Genomic DNA, 17871 nt, shown 5'->3' on the forward strand with positions numbered 1-17871 from the left:
AAATACATAAGTGGTAAATTTTAAAATAAGACATGACACTTGAGAAATGACAGTTAAAAAATGACCTTAACAGTATAAAATGCCTCGTCTTTGTGCTATTTATTGCTCTGACTTGCACTGTTTTCAAGGCATAATCCATAAAGACCCATAGAGCGCTGCGACCAGCGGCCTATCACGCCTAACATTCATCCACATAAGCCCTGCTATTATGACGCCAAAAAAGACAGTGACCCTGCCCCCTATCCTCAAAACTCTGCTACCCAAACAACTCTACAAACAGCGATTTTTATTGACAGATAACGGACAGGACAATCATATCGATATCGCCCATGATGCGCGTATCATCGGCGGCTCAACCATTACCATACGTAAAGGTCATGACAATCAAATCAGTATCGGCAAGCACGGGAAGTTTAACAAGCTCAATATCGATATCAATGGCAGTCATAATCATATTACCATCGGTAAGCACGTCAAATTTTCAGGCCATCTGCTGATTGTGGGCGATCATTTGCACATTGATATCGGCGATCGGACCACGGCGATTGACTGCTATGTGTTGGCACGTGACAAAAGCGTGCGCATCGGCAAAGCATGCATGATATCGCGCGGGATAGAAATCCGTGCAACCGATGTCCACAAAGTCTACGATACCGAGTCCAACGAGCGCCTAAACCAGGCCCGCGCTGATGTGGTATTAGAAGATCATATCTGGATCGCAGCCAACGTCACTATCTCCAAAAATGTCACCATCGCTAGCGGCTGTATCATTGCCGCAGGGTCTTTTGTCAACAAACCCATTACCACCCCAAACTGCATGGTCGCAGGCACGCCCGCGAAAATTATGCGCCAAAATGTACGCTGGGAGCGCTAAGGCAGTATGCAAACATAAAGGACAGCGGTCTATTTGCCGCATACGCTTAATGCAGCGGTACCACGCGCATCACCTCTTCTATGGTCGTCACCCCTTCACTGATACGCTTGGCACCCGATAATCGCAGCGGCTGCACACCTTCGCGGTAGGCTTGTTTTTTTAGTGCCTCTACATTGGCATCGGTTGCGACCAACTTTTTTAACTCATTGGATAGCGGCATGATTTCATACAGGCCCACACGGCCTTGATAGCCCGTTTGGCGGCAATGCTCACAGCCTGTTGCGCGGTAGATTTGCGCAGGCAAGGGCGCGCGCCAAGGCTGCACCAGCTCCTGCCATTGAATGGCAATCTCACTCTCGGGGCGTACCTCTAGCGCTTGCTTGCAGTGTGGACATAAGGTACGCAATAAACGCTGTGCCATGACTCCGAGTATGGTCGCTGAGGTCAAAAACGGCTGCACCCCCAAATCATGCAAACGTGTCAGTGAGCTTGGTGCATCATTGGTATGCAGTGTTGAGAGTACCAAGTGCCCAGTTAGCGATGCTTGTACCGCCATATTGGCCGTCTCAGTATCGCGAATCTCCCCAACCATGATGATATCTGGATCCTGACGCATCAATGAGCGGATACCATCAGCGAAATGCAAATCCACTCCCGCATTGACCTGCATCTGATTAAAGCTCGGCTCAATCATCTCGATAGGGTCTTCGATGGTACACACGTTGACCTGCTCGGTCGCCAACTGTTTGAGCGTACTATATAGGGTGGTGGTCTTACCAGAGCCTGTCGGGCCGGTGACCAAAATAATACCGTTTGGATGGGCCGTCAGCTCATGCCATGTCTCGAGCTGCTTACCCGACAAACCAAGCTGAGCAAACGAGCGTACCAACACTTCAGGGTCAAAGACACGCATCACCAGCTTTTCGCCAAAAGCGGTCGGCATAGTAGAGAGTCGCAACTCGGTTTCTAGCCCTTTTGGCGTACGAGTCTTTAGACGGCCATCTTGCGGTTTGCGCTTTTCGGCGACATTTAGCCGCCCCAAGATTTTGATACGCGCAGTCACTGCGACGATGATAGCTAGCGGCATCTCATATACTGTGTGCAGCACCCCATCGATACGAAAACGCACCCTCCCCATCTCACGCCGCGGCTCTAAATGAATATCACTGGCACGCTGCTCAAAGGCATACTGCAGCAGCCAGTCGACGACTTTGACAATATGTTGATCATTGGCATCGGGGTTGGTGTTGTCCCCAAGCTGCAATAACGCCTCAACATTGGTCACATCAGCGGCAGCACGCTTATGTAAAGAGTTGGCACCCGCAATCGCTTGTGTCACTTGATAAAACTCTTGACGATAGCGCTTGAGCTGATCAGGACTGATATAGACGGTGCGATAGGTTTTGGATTTGATCAGTTTTTCGATATTGGCGTGCCAATCGGTAAAAAACGGCTGGTCTGTACCAATGACGACCTCCTCTAATGTGACCTCAATCGGCAAAATATGCTGCGAGCGAGCATATTCAAAAGACATCAGCTGCGTGACTGCTGGCACATCAACCTTTAGCGGATCAATACGCACCATCGCCATCCCTGCTTTGGCCGCCAGCCATTGGTTGAGCCATGACAGCGTTATTTTGGCCTCAGAGGCGCTGTCTAGCGCATGAGCATTGGGCAAACCAAACTCGCTAATGGTCAGTAGTGGGTGCTGCTCCTTGGCTCGGCGGCTGGTGATGACCAAATTATAGCTGCGTTGATCAATGACTCTATCTGCCAATAACTCATCTAGGCACCACCGTAAATCTATGACTATCGAATACTTCTGCTCAGACATATTTTTCTTCTTTTTTGGTCAGTACATGTGAGGCCATTGTCTAGATTGGCCAAGCTCAGCTGCAGCATTATATAAGTTCTTTAGCGTGATACTATATTAACGTCATACTATGTTAGCGTTATGCTATACCGGTAATCTCTGTGATCTGCAGCGCCCCTGAGGCAAGCCGCCAAAACGCTATATCGACAGACTTATAGCGCATCGTAAAGGTTTTGTGCACTTCCTTGCGGCGATAGGCAGGTCGCGGATCTTGAGCGATAAGTGCTTGAATGATGGCCATATCCGTATCAACAAGTTGCCATCGCGCCTGATCGATTAACACTTGCCTGCCAACGCCTTGCGCAGTTTCTCTAGTAAACGCATCAGACATTAGCTGCAAAAACTGCTGATAAGCGGTGTCAGTGACTGTGACCTCTAGCAGCTCAGGTGCCGTAGGAGCAAAGCCACTACGAGCATCGATCAGCGCATCGCTATACGCCAAATAGGGCTTGATATCGATGATGGGCGTACCATCTATCATATCAGCGCCACTGATGATAAGAAACGCGCGACCTTGTACTACCTCGACGCGCTCAAGCTTGACCACAGACAGCCCCAGCGCTGATGGGCGATACATACTACGACTGGCAAACACGCCTATTTTTTGATTGCCGCCCAATCTTGGTGGCCGCACTTGCGGACGAAAATGCCCTTTTGCTGTCGTACGCGCCGCTGCTGTACCCTCCTCGCCGGTAGGTGCACCTGCACTCACTCTGCCAGCTTTGGCCGTATCATTATGATGAAACTGCCAGCTCAGCCAGATATGACTAAACGCCTCTAAACCCACAAAAGCGGCGGGCGTATCATAAGGCGCAATCATCTCAACTACGCTCATCAGCGCCACCAAGTTTGGTTGTCTTGGCGCCCCAAACTTTTGCGAGAGCGGCGCACGATGATAGCCAATAATAGGCGCCCGATGACAATCGGCGAGCACATCGTCACCTGATACAGGCATAAATTCTCCAAAAACACGCTTATTGCATGATACAAAATTATTTACTAACGATATTCTATTTTATCATGCCACATAGTCGCTGCCAGACGGATTTTTATTTTAAAGTTTGGTATTATGAGCGAGAATTTGATGACCGCCCCTATTTTTATAAAAACAGTTTTATAGAAACAGCTCTATAAAAGCAATTTGATATGGGCAGTTCAATAGAGGCGACTTGATAGGCTAGGCGCGCTGACGAAACCGCTTTTGATAAAAATAGTGATACCTTGTCGTGTTTTGCCTTATCTTAGTGGGCAGATTTGGCTGAACAAAATGATTTTCATGGCTTGACGCCACAGGCATTCGCTGTCATTTATAACATTATATAAAATGCTAAAATATATAAGTTAAAGTATATAAAAGGCTAAAATAGCGCTTCATACCGCCTATAAAACCCAGCACCTTATTAGCGCCGAAACGGTCATTGAAAAATTTTATCTTATACCTATTTAACCCATACGATACCGATAATCACTTATTAACGAGGACTTTATGTCAAAACTTCGCACCGAAACGGTTACAGAGGTTCATCATTGGAATGACTCTCTATTTAGCATCAAAACCACGCGTGACGATGGCTTACGCTTCCGTAATGGCGAGTTTGCGATGATTGGAATCGTGGTCGATGGCAGACCGCTGCTGCGCGCTTACTCTATTGCCAGTCCCAACTACGAAGAGCATTTAGAGTTCTTTTCGATCAAAGTACAAGATGGCCCACTGACTTCACGCTTGCAACACATCAAAGTTGGCGATGAGTTATTGGTCAGTAAAAAACCCACAGGCACGTTAGTGTTGGATGACCTGTTACCAGGTAAGCACCTTTACATGCTATCGACGGGTACTGGACTTGCGCCTTTTTTGGCATTGGCACGTGACCCTGAGGTTTATGAGCGTTTTGACAAAATCATTTTGGTACATGGCGTGCGTCATGTCGAAGACTTGGCCTATCGCGATATGTTTGAAAACCAGTTGCCTAACGATGAAATCTTTGGCGAATGGTACCGCGAAAAGTTCATTTACTACCCCACCGTGACCCGTGAAGAATTTAGAAACCAAGGCCGAGTCACCGATTTGATGAGATCAGGTAAGCTGTTTGACGATATCGGCTTGCCACCGATGAACAAAGACGATGATCGTGTCATGCTATGCGGTAGCATGCCATTTAACGCGGAAGTATCAGAGATACTAGACGGCTTTGGCCTCACTGTCTCCCCACGTATGGGCGTACAAGCCGACTATGCCGTTGAACGAGCCTTTGTCGGTTAGGTCTGCGTTTTTTGCTATATCGTCAAATAACTGCAAATTATTTAAAATAATTCTTGACGACAAAAAATAGGCTGCTATAATACGCAGCCTATACGGCGAACACCGTAGCCCAATTCGATATTCGATAACTGTTGTTTTTATAAACGTTATCTATTTACATGCCAGTGTGATGGAATTGGTAGACATGACGGATTCAAAATCCGTTGCCTTTAAAAGCGTGTCGGTTCGAGTCCGACCACTGGTACCATCTTTAGCAAAAAAGCCTCCTATATGGGAGGTTTTTTTGTGTTTATAAGATTTATTGTATCATTGGGCTATCAATGTCTTCTTGCGTGATGGCTGCTATCTTTATAGGCACTGCACAGGCCCAAGATGTGCCGCTACGGCAGTAAAAATATCCATCACGATAAGCGACAATATAGACAGTAAAGTCATTACCATACAGATCCATCATCGCCAGCTCATCACTCTCATCACAAACTGCACACCAGATATCTTTATCTCCTCGTGCTAGCATTGCGCGTGTCAATTCGCTCCCTGTTAGTTTATTCATCATCAGCTCCTTAGTCCCTCATGCACCCCTAAGTATGTTCCCTTAGGCGGCGAGTTTACCAATACTCTATAGGCGAGTGTGGTGCGAGCCATAAACAACCTTTTTATTCGCTATAGACTAGGGCGTATAAAGAAGTTGTTTATCCTTTTAACAATCGTCTACTTCGATACTTACTTTAGTGTAGAACGTCTGAAGCAAAAGCGTAACATCTAAATGCATTATTCATGATAGACGGCAAATCCTTTAGGTTAAACGGTAAACAAAAGGTACGAGCTTAGGGAGATTGGCGGGTTTAACCCACTGATATTCTTTAAATTGTTTTAACATCCTATTTATTTATAATAATCAAGCCATATTTATGGTTGCCGCTAAAATAGTTTTGCTAATTGGGGTAAAATAGTGGTCATGACTGCTTCTACTCCTCTTTCACCCCGCAAAATCATTCATATTGATATGGATGCTTTTTATGCCAGTGTCGAACAACGTGACTTCCCAGAGTTACGAGGTCTGCCTTTGGTAGTCGGTGGTGACCCAAGCGGGCGCGGGGTTGTCGCAGCAGCCAGTTATGAGGTGCGCAAGTTTGGTGTACGCTCAGCGATGTCATGCTATGAAGCGCGTAAACGCTGTCCTGAGGCGATATTTGTTCGGCCACGCTTTGAGGTTTATCGGGCGGTCAGTCGTGATATACGCCAAATCATGCATCAATTGACGCCTCATGTCGAACCGCTGTCATTGGATGAAGCCTATCTGGATGTCACCGGCTTATCTATACATAAGGGCTCAGCGACGTTGATGGCCAATTGGCTACGAGCGCAGATTTTGGCGCACACAGGGCTGACCGCTTCTGCTGGCGTCTCATTTAATAAGGTGCTGGCCAAGATTGCCTCTGATATCAACAAACCCAATGGTATCGCAGTTATCCCACCAGCCGATGCCGATGCATTTATTAGCACCCTTCCCATCGAGCGCTTTCATGGTATTGGCAAAGCCACTGCCAAGCGTCTCCATGCCATGGGCGTGCGCACGGGTGCTGATTTGCGGCGCTTGCCAGCGGCGGCATTGGTACAGGAGTTTGGAAAACGTGGTCAGTTCTATCATGATATCGCTCATGGCCGCGATGAGCGTACGGTCAAGTCGCAGCGCACGCACAAATCCGTAGGCTCTGAGACCACCTTTCGGGATAATCTTGACGACGATGCTGAACTAAAAGTACAAATTTATGCACAAAATGAAGATGCGTTTGATCAAATGCAAAAAAAACAACTGGTCGCGCATACCATTACTTTAAAAGTTAAATACGCGGATTTTACTCAAGTCACGCGCTCACACACGTTATCGACGGCCTTTGACAGCGCCGAATCCGCCCATTATTGGCTAGACAAGCTGTTTTTGGACATCCCGCGTCAGCTGCCCATACGTCTGGTCGGTGTGACTTTCTCTTCATTGGTGCCCGCCGCCCTGCTTTTGCCTCAGTTAAAACTATTTGAATAGATGAGCCTGATTGATGTCTGATTGATAGTTATCTCAAGCCATCAGTATGGCTGTCAGGTTTTTGTGGCAGCGCTCGCGGTCATGACGACATGGCTGTAATAACGTGGTCGTTATGACACATTATGCCTGTAAGTCACTCAATGAGACATGCGTTTATCCTGTCATTTCTGCTACAATTACGCTCATATCATCCTTCATCACTCTTCATTGAAAGATCCATTATGACCCACTCCCACGCTGTAGATTTAGATCGTAATACCATGACTGATACCCATAAAAACAATAATGACTCAGACTATCTGAGCGTTAATGACTATGACTATGAGCTCCCAGATGACTTAATCGCCCGCTACCCGCTAGCGCAGCGCTCGGCCTCAAGATTATTGTATTTACCCGCCAGCAATCCCGCCACTGTGGCAGATAGCCGTGCCGAAGACCGCATGTTTTCTGAGTTACCAGACTTACTAAATGCGGGTGATTTGATTGTGTTTAACGACACCAAGGTGATGAAAGCGCGCCTGTTTGGACAAAAAGACACAGGCGGTAAGATCGAAGTGCTGATCGAGCGTTTGGTCGATATTGCCGACTTAGCGCCCGCCGCCCTGCATTTGACGACCGCGGATGATCAACCGGTCTGCACTGACCATATCGCGCTTGGCCACATAAAAGCCAGCAAAGCGCCCAAGCTTGGACAGCGCTTGCAGCTCGCGGATGGTCATATACATGCGGTCATGATTGGTCGTCAGGATAATTTATTTATCCTAGCCTTTGATGCTCCTATCCTGCCGCAGCTAGAGCAATACGGCGAGCTACCTATCCCGCCATATTTTGAGCGTCATGCAGACGACACGGACAATACCCGCTATCAAACCGTTTTTCATGATCCAGCCAAACTCGCTAGCGTGGCGGCACCGACTGCCAGCTTACATTTCGATGAAGTGGTTTTGGATAAACTGGCAGCCAAAGGGATTCATACCGCCTTTGTGACGTTGCACGTGGGCGCAGGCACCTTTGCCCCTGTCAAAACCGACAACTTGCTCAATCACACCATGCATAGTGAATATGCGCATCTACCGCAAGCAACCGCGGATCTAATCAATCAAACCCATACAAACGGCAAGCAAGTGATCGCGATTGGCACGACGGTCACGCGTGTGCTCGAAACTGCCTACCAAAAGGCTGCGAGCACGGGCAAACCGCTTGCTGGCTGGTCAGGCGACACAGATATTTTTATTTATCCAGGCTTTAAATTCGCCGTCATCGACAAGCTACTAACCAACTTTCATTTGCCCAAGTCCACCCTATTGATGCTGGTCTCGGCATTTTCGGGTAAACAAGCGATAGAACAAGCGTACAAACATGCCGTCGAGCAGCAATACCGCTTCTTTAGTTATGGAGATGCCATGCTACTTGAGAAGCAGATAACCGCTGAATAAACGAGTGTTTTATACAGTAAATTAACATTTGATACATTGGACACAACAGTTGTGAAATAAACTGGTAAACTAAACCAGATTTTGTTATAAAAGCAAAGATAACCTATATTCTAAGGGCTGCATATGTCTTGTCGTTTATCTCATCGTTTGACTCGCGTACACCGTGCGGTATCGATGGCATTACTGTGTTCGGTAAGCTGTGCCGCCTTTGTTAGTGCCCAAGCGGCCACGATTGGCAAGACCGTTGTGACCTCAGCACAGCATGAGCCTCTAAGAGCCAGCATCAGTGTCTCGGACATTCGGGCGGCTGATTTTTCAGCCAGCTTGGCCAACCCTGCTATCTATCAGCAAATGGGGTTGACGCCAACTGACTCAATGAGGGTACGCTTTCAGCCAACCTCAGAAACCAGCGGCCAAGTCTATATCAGTACATCAAAACCTGTTTCTAAACCCTTTGCCGATATTGTGTTGACCATCAATGATCAGGGTCAGCGTAATGTCGTGCCCAAAACGTTATTGATGCCGCTCGATGCCAGTTTACCTATCGATACCACCAAAAACATCGTAACAGGCGCAAAAAAGCCCAATCTACCTGCCGTATCCTCCAATAATGCCAAACCTTTGACCCTTAGAAAAGGTGCTCCGCCACCACTGATATCGGCATCAGCCGCAAGCTCATCGACAAGCGCTCCTACGGCCGTCAAACGGTCCGCGCCCAACGTGCAACTACCGAATACGCAAGGGGCCAATACGCAAAGCGCAAGTATTCAAACGCAAGTTGCCTCAGCTGGAATGCCTGCCAAGACATCTGTATCAGCAACTGACCATCTAGTCTATACGCCTAGCCGTTTAGACAATGGGCGTTTGGCAAATGACTTTGAGCTCACGGCCGCCAGTCCAGCGAAGAGCAATGCTAGCCGCCCCAACCCTGCCAGCCGCTTGGACAATGGCCATTTGGCTCAAGAGCAAACCGCCTCAAGTATTAGCACCGCGAGCGAAGTATCACCTGCTACGCAACACACGCTCGGCACAGCGCAAGCAAACAACGCACTAGATACGCTAAATATTCAAGTCACGCGTCAGATACAGCCGAGTCAGCAAAAAAACACGGATGTGAGTGCCAGCATCGTAGCTGCCGCCCCAAAAAATGACGCAGCTCAGGATAACCAAACCGCCGAGCAAGCGGCTTTGAGCACAGCGCATACGGCAGCGGCAACGGTTGTCGGTAGCAACATACCGGCTGATACTGCCGCACCCTCTCAATCAAGCACCAACAATCAGACTGCACCTACAAACCACGTGGCGGCAGACTCTATAGCAGACGCCCAAACGCAAAGCACGGCAAGCGTTCAATATCAAGTACAGCGCAATGATAGCTTATGGATCATTGCTCAGCAGATTGCCCAAGAAAACAATGTCGATATTCAGACCGTGATGAAACAGATCCAATCACAAAATCCCAATGCTTTTATCAATAAAAACGCAGACCAGCTCAAAGCCGACGCCAAGCTAAATCTGCCAAATTATGATGTATTGCCATCACAGCAAGCATTAGAGGCCGCTATCAACGCCCAAAAACAAAAATATCGTCGGCGGATAAATACCCCTGTCGCACAGCCAGCTCCTAAAGCAAAGCCCCATACAGCTAAAGCGCAAAACAACTCAGCACCTGCAGCCAAGTCACAAAAAAAACCAACCATTACCAAGACCCTGCCAAGAGCGCAGTTTTCTGTATTGGCTCCAGGACATGATGGCAATGCCGATGGCACCCAAACCAAATCAGCGGCGGCCACAGGCAATGGAATTAGCACAGACATACTAGCTACTTTAAAAGCATCACGGCAAGCGGCAGCCTCTCAGGCCCAAAGCTTATCCAAGACCAGTAGCGCACTTGACAGTTATACGCGAACAATTCAATTACAGAATCAAAAATTGGCAGAGCTGCAAGCTCGTCTCAAAAAACTACGCAACCAATAATTGCCTGATATAGCAGCGTATTATGCTGTGATCATAGGCGTGGGAGTAACAATGGACAATATGCTATACATCATCGCCGGCTTGGTACTGATTGTATTAATAGCGGTTTTAGTGATACGTAAAAACAAAGCGCAAAAACCTTCGGCGCAGCCTTATGTCAAATCAGATAGAAATGCAGCGGCACAGACACCAGCGCCAAAAGCAAGTGCGCCCGTACAAACTGATGTCAGCGGCGAAAACAAGTTTGACACCATCACCATTGCCCAGCGCTTTATAGATCAGCAGCGTTATGACAAAGCGATTGAAACACTCAATCGCGGCTTGCGCGAAAAGCCTAACGACAGTCAGCTTTCTTTGAAGCTGCTAAGCATCTATGCGACGATCAATCAATCAGAGAATTTCAACAAAGTCTATGACACCATCAGCTCGCAAAATGACCCAAAAAGCCTTGCCTTAGCAGATGAGCTAAAGATGCTGTTTTTTGAAGAGCAAAATCAAGTCGCCGCGCAAACTGCGCCCGTTGAGCAAGCCGCCGACTTTGAAAGCATAGATTTTGATCTGCCAACGACACCTGCCAGTCCCACCCATGATGTGGCAACTGATGATATCAGCGAGAGCGATGCCTCCTTAACTTCTTCTGTCGAGACCCCAGCATTATCAGAACAAGTGCTGGCAGATGACAATACCGACACAGATTTTGCTTTGACGCTCAGTGATTTGGAAGCGGATTTAGATGAGCCGGCACTGGCAGCAATGCCTACCACGGCAGCTGACGAGAGCACTGCGGCCACAGAAACGACTGAAGAGACAGATTTTAGTGAATTCGACTTTGGTCTTGAGGACATTGAAACAGCGCAGCCAGAGTCATCTGATGTCTCAACCCAAGCGGACAGTGTCGGCGCGGATACCAATGAAGCGCTAACGCTAGATGAAGAGGATTTCGTCTTAGATTTTGATGATTTAGTGACAGATATGGATTCAGAAGATGCTGCTGATAAAGCAAGCACGACTGACCACATGACTGATGCGACCGCCCAAAGCCGCAACGACGACTTTGTCTTGTCCTTAGACGATTTGGATGACGCAGATGACTTAAACGTTGCATCAGAGACTGGACTAGGAATTGAAACAGAGTCTGACTTAGCTGACTTAGATGTTGAAACAAACACTGATGAGCCTGTGCTTGATCTGAGCGATGAGATAAGTGGCGAATTAAGTGATGACAGCATCGATATTGATGACTTAACATTAGACAGTGATTTTGCAGACAGCAGTGATGACGCTACTCCTACTTTGACAGCAGCCTCTGAGCTGACTTCGAGTAGCCCCACATCGTTTGATGATAATACATTGATCGATGATGACTTTGATTTTGATCTTGATGCATTATCAGATGAATCGGATACAGCAGCAAGCTCAGCTGCCCCAGTAGCAGCTCAACCTGCCGGGAGTATTGAAAAAGATAACGCTGAGGACTTCTTAGCACGCTTTGCCGCTGATTTTGACTTTGTCAAATCATTAGACAGCAATCAGGTAGCATTAGACTTGGCAGGTCAGTACCTACAGCTAGGCGAGTACGATAGTGCCAAACGCTTGCTCAATGAAGTCATTTCTCAAGGCAATAGTGCACAGCAGCAGCAAGCGCAGTCACTACTCGAGCGCACAGCGTAATTAAAAAGCAGGCTTTTTTATCAGCAAGTATTCTTGTGCCTTGAGAATACTTGCTTTTTTTTGCATTGAGCCTTTATAGTAGGGTCTGATTTAGATGACTATCAATTTATTGAGCAACTCATTGAGCAGTTCATTTGAGCGATTGAGCTGGGGTACCCTAGCTTTTATTTTTATTTACTTTTTATGACGGCGCCGACTATGCCCTCTTCTGTTATGACCAAGACGCTTACTGATCCCGTCCAGCTGATTTATGCAGGCGGCACTTTTGGCAGTTATGGCCGGCCATTAGCACCGCTACCAGCAGAGGTGTTTTTACCGACGTTACAAACACTGCTAACAGAGCCAGATCATGCCCACTATCTGCCGCCAGTCTCTTGGCTAGACAACACTTTGATCAAAGACAGTAGCCAATTGACGCCCGTCGATTTTGTGCATTTTTACCAGCTGATACTAGCCGCCTATGCGCAGGGGCACAGACGTTTTGTGCTGATCACTGGTACCGATACGCTCAGTTATCTCGGGGCGTTTTTGGCAGAGGCCTTTGCAGGGAGTGATATCTGTGTGGCGGTCACTGGCAGTATGCGCCCGCTATTAGACAGCGAGATGCTACATACCTATAGCGTCGATACGCATAGCGATGCGTGGGGCAACCTAAACGATGCGTTAAAACTGGCAGCAGCGGGTGAGTCAGGAGTAAAAATTGCCTTTGGCGGCGAATCTTGGCCTGCGCAAACGGTACAAAAAATCCATAGTCATGATCTCATGGCGTTTACTGGTCACTCTCGGGCAGCCTATCCTGCCAATAGTTATATAAAGCACTTGCCAGATGCCCGCCGCCAACACTGGCTCGAGGACCAACAAGAAGTCAGCAAAAGCATCGATGCTCGTGCCAAGCAAGCACGTATTCATGCGCTGTATTGCCTACCCAACGATACTGAGGTTATGAGCAATCAGCTACAAGCCCTACTTTCTCAGCCGCCATGTGGCATTATCTTATTAGGATTTGGTGCAGGCAACGTGCCCTATTCAGCTGATTTGGCGCAGGCATTAACCCTTGCGCATCAGCATGGGCATATGGTGGTTTGCGCCAGTCAATCGCCTTTTGGCGGCGTGAGTGACAACTATGCGGCTGGCAGTTGGCAATATGAGTATCATGTCATCGCTGGCGGCCGGTTGACCATTCCAGCCATCTATGCGCGATTATTGTGGCTGCTGCTACGGTACGACAGTCCTACCAGACGCCGTCAACGCTGGACAAACAATGTCAGCCAAGCCAGCATCACCATCAAAAAGCGCTGATCTGATCGGTCCTATTAAAGCCATAAGAAACTCTTACCATTTACTTTATAAGCCACACATTATCATGTCTGAGATACTCCCTATCGAAACCGCCAGCAAAAAACCCACTTACACCCTAGCAATCGCTATTGAGTTTTTGGGTACGCAGTATCACGGCTGGCAGCGGCAACAAGAAGTGCTGGGTGTCCAAGAAGCCCTCGAAACTGCTATCGGCAAAGTCGCCAATGAGACCGTAGAAGTCGTCGCCGCAGGGCGTACCGATGCCAGCGTCCATGCCAGTAATATGATTGCCCACTTTACCACTCACGCCTATCGCCCGACTCATAATTGGCTTCGCGGTGTAAACAGCCTGCTCCCCGACGACATTGCGCTGCGCTGGATACAGCCCATGCCGAACGACTTTCATGCACGGTTTGGCGCTATCGCCCGTCGTTATCGTTATATCACCCTCAATCAACCCCAGCGCCCTGCTATCTTAAACCATCAAGTCACTCATATTTATGAACCACTTGACTTGGCCGCCATGCAGCAGGCAGCAGCGGATATCGTCGGTACGCACGACTTTAGTAGCTTTCGCGCCGCCGCTTGTCAGTCCAATCAGCCAGTGCGTTCAGTCAGTCATGCCAGATTGTTTGCCCATGGCCAGTTTATCGTGTTTGACATTCAAGCAGATGGCTTCTTGCATCATATGGTACGCAACCTAATGGGCACCTTGTACGCTATCGGCAAGCACGAGCTAGAGCCGGCTGATTTTTTGACTATTTTGGCCAAAAAAGACCGTACTATTGCACCACCGACCGCCTCTGGTGACGGCCTATACTTTATCAATGCTTGCTATCCCGAGCATTGGCAAAAACTATTGCCCACCGCGCCTCTTACGCCCCTCTGGCTAAACCTGCCTGACTGATATACATATCGATTACAAGCTGTCAAGCCAAAACCAGGTTCTGTATTGCTTTAATACGCTAGCTTGCGTATAATATGGGCTTATTTTTAACTGATTGATACAAAATTATGGCAAAAGACGATATTATCGAATTTGAAGGCGAAGTCATCGACACCCTTCCAAACACATTATTTAAAGTTCGTTTAGAAAACGGACACGAAATCATCGCGCATATCTCTGGTAAAATGCGTAAACACTATATCCGTATCTTGACTGGCGATAAAGTCAAAGTCGAGATGACCCCCTATGACTTATCAAAGGGTCGTATCACCTATCGTGGTAAAAACTAATTGCGATAAAAATCGACTTTAATAAAATCGATTTTATTCAACAGTGATGACGATTACGCGGTTATGACAAATCTCATCATTACCAAATGATGCAGTACTTGCTAAGACGTTTTTAAGAGCACTTTTGTGAATGCTTGGGTGGTTTAACAGATAATAATAATGAAAATGCAAACCTACTCATTATTGGCTATCAATGTTTTGTCTTACAAGTTAGTCAGATCAATATAAAAAAGATATGGCGAGACTCGAATAAGTTTTTTGCGGCATCGAGCGGCGCTGGCACAGCACGCAAGAAGAGTTTGTACCAATCTCGCGAATTTATGCTGTGTATCTTTTTTATTTAGTAATGACTATATCCGCCATACCCGCATAAAAATACCGCTAACTGATGGTTAGCGGTATTTTTTTGACGCGTTCATAAAACCCGCCCTTATAAGCAAAAAACTTTGATGGTTTCATGCCCTCTGTCTTTTGCCTAAAGCTATTTGAACTCTACCGTAGCCCCATCTTGTATGACACCCAATAGCGCCAAGGCATCCCAGTTGGTCAGACGCACGCAGCCTGCAGATGCTTGACGGCTGATACGGGCAGGGTCCGGTGAGCCATGAATACCATAAGAGGGTTTACTCAGGCCAATCCACACAGAGCCGACTGGGTTGTTAGGGCCTGGCGGCAAGATAGCTTTGTTCCCATCATTGGCAGTATAAGTATAGTTGGGCTCATGAACCTTGACCTCTACTGTATGCGTGCCTGATGGCGACGGAGTGGCCGTACTCCCTACTGTCGTCGGATAACTGGCAACCAGTGTCCCTTTGTCATCGTACGCATATAGCGTCTGGGTGGTTTTGTCAGCGACCACACGGCTGACGGGCGCGGTGTTAGGGTTTCCTGGATTATAGACCGTTATGGTCTCACCCGCTGAAAAGCTGGCATTGGAGTTTAGGGTTTTGAGATATTTTTCACTCATGTGAAACTTCTCTGCCAACGCCTCTATCACACTTTCATAATACAGACCCTCTAGCTCAGCTTTTGCGGTAGCGCCCGCTGGGATAGTAGTGGTTTTGATATCGACGTCCGCGTCTGTCAATTGGTAGCTGACCAACACAGGCTGCATCATAAGCACCTTATCACTCGTAAGGGCTTGCCAAGTCTCGGTATTTAAAGCCTCTGTGACACTTAGGCCATTGGCTTTTTGAAAGGCTTGCATGGCTTTTTTGGTGTTTTTTCCCCAGTATCCATCGACCGCACCCACGCCACTGTGATGCCAGTTTAATAATGCTTGTAACTTGGTGCCAATTGTCCGATCGATATTAGTACCTGACGTCCAGCTGGCGTCGTTTACTTTTTTTGCCATCGCTGGCAAATCGTCGGTGCTGTACTTAATGGTAGGAAGCAGTTTGTTAAGCGACATCGACGTTTTGCTATCACCAGTCAGCTTTTGACTGACGCCGTTGGTGACTGGGCTAACGTCTTTAGTGGCGGCGGATTTGCTCATCGTTGCCTGAGCATCGCCCCTGGCATTGTCTGTATCGGCGATAACGCTTTGTCCTATCAATACGGCAGCTGAAAAACCAACCGCGGCGAGCGCTGCACTGATTTTATTTAAATGATACATGTGTGCTCCTAGCATTTTTATCAGGTTTTATTGTTATATCGATTATTTTTATCAGATTGTTTTTTATCAGTTGTATACGTGAAATATGGTGCCATATCGGTCTGTGAGCATATAACACCTTTATGTTAATAAGACCGGCCTTCTGCACAAGCTGTGTTAATAAAAGTACTTTTTTGCGGATAACAGGTTGGTTATGTTACCCAGCGCAGCCAAATGAATATAAGACAAATATAAAAAACCCATAAACTGCACAGCAATTTATGGGTACTAAATTTACAACATATAATGATTTAATAGTCAAAAAATGAGCCGTCAGACGTTAAATGAGTCGTCAGACTTTGTATATGGCTTTTTATAGGGCGCAATATCGCAGAGCCTTATACCAATTTTGCCAAAACGGCTTGTCCCATTTGCTGACAGCCAACCTGGGTCAATCCAGCTTCACTAGGATCTAAAATATCGAGCGTACGAAGTCCATCATCCAGCACGTCGCTGACTGCTTGCTCAATGGCTTGGGCGGCCGCTTCTTGCTTAAAGGTATAGCGCAGCATCATGGCAACAGATAATATCGTCGCTAATGGGTTGGCCTTGTCTTGCCCTGCGATATCCGGTGCCGAGCCATGACAAGGCTCGTACATGCCTTTTCCTGACGCATCAAGACTGGCTGATGGCAACATACCAATGGACCCTGTCAGCATCGCAGCTTCGTCAGATAAGATGTCACCAAACATATTGCCCGTCACCATAACGTCAAACTGTTTTGGGTCTTTGATCAGCTGCATACACGCATTATCAGCATACATATGTGATAACGCCACATCACCATACTCAGCCTGCTGCATCTCAATCATCGTCTGCTTCCACAGCTCAGTGACCTCTAAGACATTGGCCTTATCCACTGAGCAGACTTTGGCAGCACTACCTGTCGCGGCTGCCCGCGTTTTTGCCAACTCAAATGCCACCTTGCCGATACGCTGAATCTCGCTTGTGCTATATACCATGGTGTTATAGCCTTGCTGCTCACCATTATCTAGCGTACGAATACCGCGCGGCTCCCCAAAATAGATCCCGCCTGTCAGCTCACGCACGATTAGTAGATCGAGACCTGAGATGATTTCAGGCTTAATGCTCGAGGCATTGGCCAACTGGGGATACAGCTTTGCCACACGTAGGTTGGCAAACAAGCCAAGCTCACCGCGAATCTTCAGAAGACCACGCTCAGGACGCTTGCTGCGCTCGATACCATCCCATTTTGGACCACCGACCGCGCCTAGTAATACTGCATCGGCGGCACGGGCACGAGCCAAGGTCTCATCTGGTAAAGGCACGCCAGTCGCATCGATGGCGACGCCGCCGATCAGTCCAGATTCGAGGGTCAAATTTAACGCAAACTTATCATTGACGGCATTTAATACATCAATGGCTTGGGTCATAATCTCAGGGCCGATGCCATCGCCCGCTAGTGTCAAAATCGTTGCCATACTGATCCTTTTTGATAGGTTTTTATTGAATAATATTGCTATGGGTTTTTGCTAAAACGTACAAAAAGATACGCCTTCGCTACAGCGTATTTAGCGGCTTTTAAG

Annotated in this window: 14 protein-coding genes and 1 tRNA gene; 10 read left to right on the plus strand and 5 right to left on the minus strand. The window is 47.5% G+C overall.

Annotated elements, in window-relative coordinates; all coding sequences use genetic code 11:
* Nucleotides 1-208 precede the first annotated feature (208 nt).
* Complete coding sequence (locus tag BTV99_RS06630) at nucleotides 209-874, plus strand: acyltransferase (RefSeq protein WP_075101592.1); 666 nt, start codon at nucleotides 209-211, stop codon at nucleotides 872-874.
* Between the two features lie 46 nt (nucleotides 875-920).
* Here BTV99_RS06630 and BTV99_RS06635 read toward each other — a convergent pair whose 3' ends face one another.
* Nucleotides 921-2708: a GspE/PulE family protein gene (locus tag BTV99_RS06635; RefSeq protein WP_075101593.1), complete on the minus strand. Its 1788-nt coding sequence runs from the start codon at nucleotides 2706-2708 to the stop codon at nucleotides 921-923.
* 118 nt (nucleotides 2709-2826) lie between these two features.
* The gene (locus tag BTV99_RS06640; RefSeq protein ID WP_075101594.1) at nucleotides 2827-3702 is read right to left on the minus strand and encodes a tRNA (N6-threonylcarbamoyladenosine(37)-N6)-methyltransferase TrmO; all 876 of its coding nucleotides are present in this window, start codon (nucleotides 3700-3702) and stop codon (nucleotides 2827-2829) included.
* A 531-nt stretch (nucleotides 3703-4233) separates the two neighbouring features.
* Between BTV99_RS06640 and BTV99_RS06645 the strand changes: the two genes are divergently transcribed.
* Together BTV99_RS06645 and BTV99_RS06650 are read left to right on the plus strand one after the other, a co-directional pair.
* Entirely contained in the window at nucleotides 4234-5007 is a 774-nt protein-coding gene (locus BTV99_RS06645) for a ferredoxin--NADP reductase (RefSeq protein WP_075101595.1), read from the plus strand.
* A 160-nt stretch (nucleotides 5008-5167) separates the two neighbouring features.
* A tRNA-Leu gene (locus tag BTV99_RS06650) sits at nucleotides 5168-5254 on the plus strand.
* Nucleotides 5255-5305: 51 nt separating this feature from the next.
* On the opposite strand, the gene BTV99_RS06655 is transcribed toward BTV99_RS06650, so the two are convergent.
* The gene (locus BTV99_RS06655; protein ID WP_075101596.1) at nucleotides 5306-5563 is read right to left on the minus strand and encodes a hypothetical protein; all 258 of its coding nucleotides are present in this window, start codon (nucleotides 5561-5563) and stop codon (nucleotides 5306-5308) included.
* Nucleotides 5564-5965: 402 nt separating this feature from the next.
* Here BTV99_RS06655 and dinB point away from each other — a divergent pair, with 402 nt between their 5' ends.
* The 7 genes from dinB to infA all read left to right on the plus strand — a co-directional run bounded on the left by dinB (nucleotide 5966) and on the right by infA (nucleotide 14670).
* Nucleotides 5966-7051: a DNA polymerase IV gene (gene dinB, locus BTV99_RS06660; RefSeq protein WP_075101721.1), complete on the plus strand. Its 1086-nt coding sequence runs from the start codon at nucleotides 5966-5968 to the stop codon at nucleotides 7049-7051.
* Between the two features lie 260 nt (nucleotides 7052-7311).
* The gene (queA, locus tag BTV99_RS06665) at nucleotides 7312-8487 is read left to right on the plus strand and encodes a tRNA preQ1(34) S-adenosylmethionine ribosyltransferase-isomerase QueA (protein ID WP_256713748.1); all 1176 of its coding nucleotides are present in this window, start codon (nucleotides 7312-7314) and stop codon (nucleotides 8485-8487) included.
* Between the two features lie 123 nt (nucleotides 8488-8610).
* Nucleotides 8611-10464 (plus strand): FimV family protein, encoded by a 1854-nt coding sequence (locus tag BTV99_RS06670; protein WP_075101598.1) that lies wholly within the window; start codon nucleotides 8611-8613, stop codon nucleotides 10462-10464.
* Between the two features lie 51 nt (nucleotides 10465-10515).
* Complete coding sequence (locus BTV99_RS06675; protein ID WP_075101599.1) at nucleotides 10516-12135, plus strand: FimV/HubP family polar landmark protein; 1620 nt, start codon at nucleotides 10516-10518, stop codon at nucleotides 12133-12135.
* A gap of 213 nt (nucleotides 12136-12348) precedes the next feature.
* Nucleotides 12349-13434, plus strand: a complete 1086-nt coding sequence (locus BTV99_RS06680; protein WP_075101600.1) for an asparaginase — start codon at nucleotides 12349-12351, stop codon at nucleotides 13432-13434.
* A gap of 64 nt (nucleotides 13435-13498) precedes the next feature.
* Nucleotides 13499-14341, plus strand: coding sequence for a tRNA pseudouridine(38-40) synthase TruA (truA, locus tag BTV99_RS06685; RefSeq protein ID WP_075101722.1), 843 nt, complete (start codon nucleotides 13499-13501; stop codon nucleotides 14339-14341).
* A 107-nt stretch (nucleotides 14342-14448) separates the two neighbouring features.
* Nucleotides 14449-14670: a translation initiation factor IF-1 gene (infA, locus tag BTV99_RS06690; RefSeq protein ID WP_021814850.1), complete on the plus strand. Its 222-nt coding sequence runs from the start codon at nucleotides 14449-14451 to the stop codon at nucleotides 14668-14670.
* Between the two features lie 481 nt (nucleotides 14671-15151).
* Here the strand turns inward: infA and BTV99_RS06695 are convergent, their stop codons facing one another.
* Together BTV99_RS06695 and leuB are read right to left on the minus strand one after the other, a co-directional pair.
* Nucleotides 15152-16285, minus strand: coding sequence for a L,D-transpeptidase family protein (locus tag BTV99_RS06695; RefSeq protein ID WP_075101601.1), 1134 nt, complete (start codon nucleotides 16283-16285; stop codon nucleotides 15152-15154).
* A 377-nt stretch (nucleotides 16286-16662) separates the two neighbouring features.
* On the minus strand, nucleotides 16663-17766 hold the full coding sequence (gene leuB / locus BTV99_RS06700; protein ID WP_075101602.1) for a 3-isopropylmalate dehydrogenase: 1104 nt from the start codon (nucleotides 17764-17766) through the stop codon (nucleotides 16663-16665).
* Between the last annotated feature and the right edge of the window lie 105 nt (nucleotides 17767-17871).

The sequence above is a fragment of the Psychrobacter sp. Rd 27.2 genome (genome assembly GCF_001921755.1).
Classification (GTDB): Bacteria; Pseudomonadota; Gammaproteobacteria; order Pseudomonadales; family Moraxellaceae; genus Psychrobacter; species Psychrobacter celer.